Annotated in this window: 7 protein-coding genes; 4 read left to right on the forward strand and 3 right to left on the reverse strand. The window is 68.1% G+C overall.

Annotated features, from left to right (window positions below):
- From K789_RS0102480 to K789_RS0102490, 3 genes are all read right to left on the reverse strand, one after another.
- Positions 1-422 (reverse strand): DUF4031 domain-containing protein (locus K789_RS0102480; RefSeq protein ID WP_024365372.1); only part of this gene is annotated, 422 nt, incomplete at its 3' end.
- 25 nt (positions 423-447) lie between these two features.
- Positions 448-1,641 (reverse strand): AI-2E family transporter, encoded by a 1,194-nt coding sequence (locus K789_RS0102485; RefSeq protein WP_024365366.1) that lies wholly within the window; start codon positions 1,639-1,641, stop codon positions 448-450.
- A 90-nt stretch (positions 1,642-1,731) separates the two neighbouring features.
- Complete coding sequence (locus K789_RS0102490; protein ID WP_024365367.1) at positions 1,732-3,066, reverse strand: FAD-binding oxidoreductase; 1,335 nt, start codon at positions 3,064-3,066, stop codon at positions 1,732-1,734.
- Between the two features lie 172 nt (positions 3,067-3,238).
- Here K789_RS0102490 and K789_RS0102495 point away from each other — a divergent pair, with 172 nt between their 5' ends.
- The 4 genes from K789_RS0102495 to K789_RS0102510 form a co-directional block, all read left to right on the forward strand.
- Positions 3,239-3,649, forward strand: a complete 411-nt coding sequence (locus K789_RS0102495; protein ID WP_024365368.1) for a TOBE domain-containing protein — start codon at positions 3,239-3,241, stop codon at positions 3,647-3,649.
- Positions 3,646-4,416, forward strand: a complete 771-nt coding sequence (gene modA, locus K789_RS0102500; RefSeq protein WP_024365369.1) for a molybdate ABC transporter substrate-binding protein — start codon at positions 3,646-3,648, stop codon at positions 4,414-4,416. The genes K789_RS0102495 and modA overlap by 4 nt, the downstream gene beginning before the upstream one ends.
- Positions 4,417-4,470: 54 nt before the next feature.
- Complete coding sequence (locus K789_RS0102505) at positions 4,471-5,274, forward strand: ABC transporter permease (RefSeq protein WP_051180863.1); 804 nt, start codon at positions 4,471-4,473, stop codon at positions 5,272-5,274.
- Positions 5,271-5,633 (forward strand): ATP-binding cassette domain-containing protein (locus K789_RS0102510; protein WP_024365371.1); only part of this gene is annotated, 363 nt, incomplete at its 3' end. The genes K789_RS0102505 and K789_RS0102510, both read left to right, overlap by 4 nt.

A 5,633-nucleotide genomic window follows, 5' to 3' on the forward strand; every position in this document is an offset into this window, starting at 1 on the left:
GTGAGGCGGTCCAGGGCCTCCAGGACCGCCAGCAGGTGGGTGCGGCCGTGGTACTTCCGGTGCTCCTCGCCCCAGCGGTCCAGTAAGTCCAGGAAGAGTGCGTCGTGGCCCGGGAGGACATCGTTCCAGCGGGTCAGCAACGGGAGCTTAAGTGAACTGCTGCGCCGCCGGGCCGGGATCCGCAGCCCGCTGGCGATCAGTTTGCGGACCAGGATCCGCCCCTCCACCGGTACGGCCCCGGCCGCCACGAGGGCACTGTAGCGGGCTTCGGCGACGTCGTAGTGGTCGCCGTCGAACGCCCTGTCCGGGATGCCGGCCGCCGCCGCGAAGGCGTGCAGCTCCGCCAGCGAGGTGTCCGAGATCAGGTGCGAGAAGTGCGTTCCATGCGCCGGCCAGAGCGGAGGATCAAGATAGATGGCCATGCAGGAAGTCTAATCCGGCGCCGGATCAGCCCTGGCTGGCGTCAACGGCCGCGGTCTCGGACTGCTCTTCCTTCCGGGTCCGTGCACGCTGTGGCTTGGAGCGCACCCCTTCGCCCTTTTCATTGAGCCGGGTCTCATGCTCGGCCTCCGCGATGGCCTCCGGAGTGATGTTGCCCCCTGAGTTCCAGGCCTTGATCGCGGCCCAGCCCACCGCCACGAGGGGAACGGCCAGGATCGCACCGATGATGCCGGCGAGGATGGTGCCGGCGGTGAGGGCCAGCAGGATGACGAGGGCATGCACGTTGAGCGCCTGGCCCATCACCACCGGCTGCAGGAAGTTGCCCTCCAGCTGGTTGACGACGATCACGACGATGATGACGATCAGGGCCGCGAACGGGCCGTTGGCGACAAGCGCGACAAGCGCGGCGAGGATGCCGGCCAGGGTGGCGCCGATCAGCGGGATGAAGGCTCCGATGAAGGTCAGTGCGGCGAGCGGCAGTGCGAGCGGAACGCCCATGACAACCAGCGCGAGGCCGATGAAGAACGCGTCCACCAGGGCCACGATGGAGGTTCCGCGCACATAGCCGCCGAGCACGTTGAGGCTTCGCTCCCCGGCGCGGCGGGCCTTCACCAGGTTCCTGCCCTTGAACGCCCGCAGCACAAAGGCCCAGATGCTCTCGCCGTCCTTCAGGAAGAAGAACAGGATCACCGCCATCAGGAGGGCGCCGGTGACGAAGTTGCCGGCCGCGCTGAGCCCGGAGATGGCGCCCGCGCCAACGGTGCTGCTGGTGGCGAAGTCAACGACGGCGTCGCGCGCCTGCTGGATCTGCTGGTCATCGACGGGGATGGGGCCCGTGCGGATGAAGGCGTAGACCCGGTCGAAGCCTTCCGTGGCCTTGCTGGCGAGCTGGTCGGCCTGGCTCATGACGGCGAAGACGATGCCGGTGATGACGGCGCCGAACGCGAGCAGGAGTACCAGGAAGGACACGGTGGTGGCGGCGGTGCTGGGCCAGCCCCGGCGGCGCAGCCAGTGGACGAAGGGTGCGATCGCGGCGGCGAGGATGAGGGCCAGCAGCGCGGGAATCACCACGAGGCGCACCTGGATCAGGGCATAGACCACCACCACTGACAGGACCAGCAGGAGGAGGACCTGTGCGGTCCTGATGCTGGCGCGGCCCAGGCTGTCGCTCCAGGGGGTTGTCTTTTCCGGACTGCCCATGCTGTTTTTCTCTCCCACTGTCGGATGGTCATGTTACTTACCAACCGTCTCACAGCTGGAGGGTGCAAGCCCGGGGGGCTGGCCCGGTTATCAGGAAGCGGCCGGCCGGATGTTCTGGTTGCCGCGGAATGTGTTCTCCGGATCGAACTCACGCTTCACCTGGGCCAGCCGGTTGTAGTTCTCCTCGCCGAAGGCTGCCCGGACCCGGTCCTGGCCTTCGTCGCCGACGAAGTTCAGCCAGACGCCGCCCGTGGCATAGGGGGAGATGTCCTGGCGGAACTTCTTCACCCAGGCCTTCGCCACCTGGCCTCCTTCCGGTGTTTCCTCCAGCCCGAACGGGTGCGAGACCCACGTGGCGTTGCGGTTCTGCAGCGGTGTCTGGGCAGCCGCCGGCCCCGCCACAGCCCCGCCCCAGCTGGCAACCAGAAGTTGGGAGTGTGGGCCTGGCAGGTTCTGCGCTGACTCCACGAGCACGTCCAGGGCGGTGTCCGGCAAGTCGTCGTGGTAATCGGCACTCCAGTAGTTGTACAGATTTGGCGGGTCATCGATCATGCACTGGAAATCGGCATAATTCATTTCGCTGACCAGATCCACTGCCGGGCCCTGCTCCCGGAACGGCGCAGCGTGTTCCGCACCGTCGGCGGGGTCTCCCGCGTAGAGATAGGCGAGCCCTACTGCTTGTTTCCCCACCATTCCGGTTGGAACGAACGGTTCGGGCGGTGCCGTCAGGAACACCAGGGCAGTGCCCACGGCGTCTGGGGCAGCAAGGCAAAGCTCCCGGTAGGCGCGGCTGATCTCGGTCGAGGCATCGCCGGGCCAGAGCATCAGGCCTGCCTGAACTCCAGGGCCCAGATGGTGCAGGCGGAACGTGAACTCGGTGGCGACGCCGAAGTTGCCTCCGCCGCCGTGGAGGGCCCAGAACAGTTCGGGGTTCTCCTGGGCGCTGGCGGTCACCCGTTCTCCGGAGGCTGTCACGAGGTTGACGGAAAGCAGGTTGTCGCAGGCGAAGCCGTATGAGCGCTCCAGCCACCCCGAACCGCCGCCCAGCGTGAATCCCGCGACGCCAGTGGTGGAAGCCCGCCCGCCGGTGCAGGCGAGGCCGTGTTCCTGTGTGGCCCGGTCGAACTCGCCCCACGTCACGCCGGCTCCCACCGTCACCGTTTTGTTGTCCGGGTCCACCGAGATTGACTTCATCGGCCGGACGTCAACTACCAAACCGTCGTCATTGGTCGACATGCCGGCAACGGAATGCCCGCCGGCCCGGACAGCAACGGCCAGGCTGTTGTCCTTGGCATACTGCAGGGCCTCGGCCACCTCGCCCGGGTCCGCACATTGGGCGATGACGGCCGGGCGCCGGTCAATCATCGCGTTGAAAAGTTTGCGTGTTTCGTCGTAGTCCGGGTTCTCCGGCCTGACCCATTTCATGGCGCTGCTCCTTGGGCGACCGAGGCTCCACCCCTCGCAAAGATTCTAGGTCCAACGACAGCGCCCAAGCTACGGGAATCGGTGTGAAGAAGCTGCCGGGTGCCATTCTTCGGTTTCGAGTTTGCGCCCAAATACCACCGTCGGCTCCGCAGATGCGGGCTAGAGTGTCCTTATGCCTAATATTCGCGTTTCCGAGGCGGCCCGGCTGCTGGGTGTCAGCGATGACACCATCCGGCGCTGGACCGAGAACGGAAGCCTGACACCGCACAAGGACGACGCCGGACGCCTCGCCGTGGACGGGCTGGAACTCGCCCGGCTCGCCCGGGAGCAGGCCCAGCTTCCCGATGACCCGGCCAGGGCGGGCAGCTCGGCCCGCAACCGCTTCGTCGGCCTCGTCACCGCAATCACCGCCGACGCCGTCATGGCCCAGGTGGAACTTCAGTGCGGGCCGTTCCGGGTGGTGTCCCTGATGAGCAGCGAGGCCGTGCGGGACCTCGGCCTGGAGCTCGGCTCGGTCGCCACCGCCGTCGTCAAGGCCACGACGGTGATCATTGAGACCCCGAAAGGCAAGGGCGTCATATGATCCCCGCGTTCAAGGTGACCGCCCTGCTGGCGGCGGGATTCGTTGCCGCCGCCCTTTCGGGCTGCACCGCGCCTGCCGGAGACGGCGGCGCGGGCAAGACCCTCACCGTTTTCGCCGCCGCGTCCCTCAAGACCCCTTTCACGGCGCTCGCCGAGCAGTTCGAGGCCAGGAACCCGGGAACCACGGTGACCCTCAGCTTCGCCGGGTCCGCCGATTTGGCCACCCAGATCAGCCAGGGCGCACCGGCGGACGTGTTTGCCTCCGCCGATACCAGGAACATGGCCAAGCTCTCCGACGCGTCGCTCGTGGAAGGATCGCCCCGGGACTTCGCCACCAACGTGCTGACCATTGCCGTGCCCCCGGCCAACCCCGCCTCCGTCGGTTCCTTCGCCGACCTCGCCAAGCCCGGGGTGAGGGTTGTGACGTGCGCGGCCCAGGTTCCCTGCGGCGCCGCCGCGAAGACTGTCGAGCAGGAATCCGGCCTCACCCTGGCGCCGGTGAGTGAGGAATCCTCCGTCACGGATGTCCTGGGCAAAGTCATGTCGGGAGAGGCCGACGCCGGGCTGGTCTACGTCACGGACGTCAAGACCGCCGGGGACAAGGTGAAGGAATTCCCCTTCGCCGAGTCGGCCAAGGCCGTGAACACCTACCCGATCGCCGCGGTCCGGACCGGCAGGAACAAGGACCTGGCGGCCGCCTTCATTGCGACGGTCACGGGTCCCGAGGGTCAGAAACTCCTCAGTGCCGCCGGCTTCGGAACCCCCTAGGGCCGCGTGAGACGCCGAAGGGACAGCGCGTACAACGGGATTCCGCGCTGGGTCATGGCCATCGCCGTAGTCGGGGCGTTGTTTGTGCTGCTGCCGCTCGCGGCCATGGTTTCACGGGTCAACTGGCCGCAGTTCATCCCCCTGGTCACGTCCGAATCGTCCCTCACGGCCCTGGGCCTGAGCCTCCGCACCGCCGCCGCAAGCACGGTCCTGTGCGTGCTGTTTGGGGTGCCGCTGGCGCTGGTGCTGGCCCGCGGAGACTTCCCGGGCCAGCGGCTGCTGCGTTCCTTCGTCCTGCTGCCGCTCGTCCTGCCGCCGGTCGTGGGGGGCCTCGCGCTGCTCTACGCCTTCGGCCGCCAGGGCCTCCTGGGCAGGAGTCTCGAAATCGCCGGCATCCAGATCGCGTTCTCGACGACGGCGGTGGTCCTCGCCCAGACGTTCGTGGCCCTGCCGTTCCTCGTAGTCAGCCTCGAAGGCGCCCTCCGCTCGGCCGGAAGCCGGTACGAGGCCGTCGCCGCAACCCTTGGGGCGCGCCCCACCACCGTGCTGCGCCGCGTCACCCTTCCACTGGTGCTGCCCGGGCTGGCCTCCGGGGCTGTGCTGTCCTTCGCCAGAAGCCTGGGCGAATTCGGCGCCACGCTCACGTTCGCCGGAAGTCTGCAGGGCGTCACCCGCACCCTGCCGTTGGAAATCTACCTGCAGCGCGAGACCGACGCCGACTCCGCCGTCGCGCTGTCCCTGCTGCTGGTCGTGGTGGCGGTCGCCGTCGTCGGGCTCTCCTACCGGGGTCCCGGGCCTGCCGGGTCCTGCAGCAAAGCCGCCCTCAGCAAGGGCACGTCCGGTCGGGTGGCAACATGACGTTCACTTTCGACGCCGCCCTTGCCGCCCGCCGTTTTGACGTCTCGCTCAGCCTGGCGCCGGGCGAGACGGTTGCCGTGCTCGGCCCGAACGGGGCCGGAAAATCCACCCTGCTGGGCGTGATCGCCGGGCTGCTCCGTCCGGACACCGGCCGGGCCGAGGTGAACGGCCGGGTGCTGTTTGACCTTGGCGAGGAAGCGCACACCTGGACCGCGCCGCACCGCCGTGGAACCGCCCTGCTGTCCCAGGACCCCCTGCTGTTTCCGCACCTGAGCGCGCTCGAGAACGTGGCCTTCGGGCCCCGGAGCGCGGGGGTACCCAAGCGTGAGGCCAGGGAGACCGCCCGGCGCTGGCTGGCC

The organism is Arthrobacter sp. TB 26 (assembly GCF_000427315.1).
Lineage (GTDB): Bacteria > Actinomycetota > Actinomycetes > Actinomycetales > Micrococcaceae > Arthrobacter.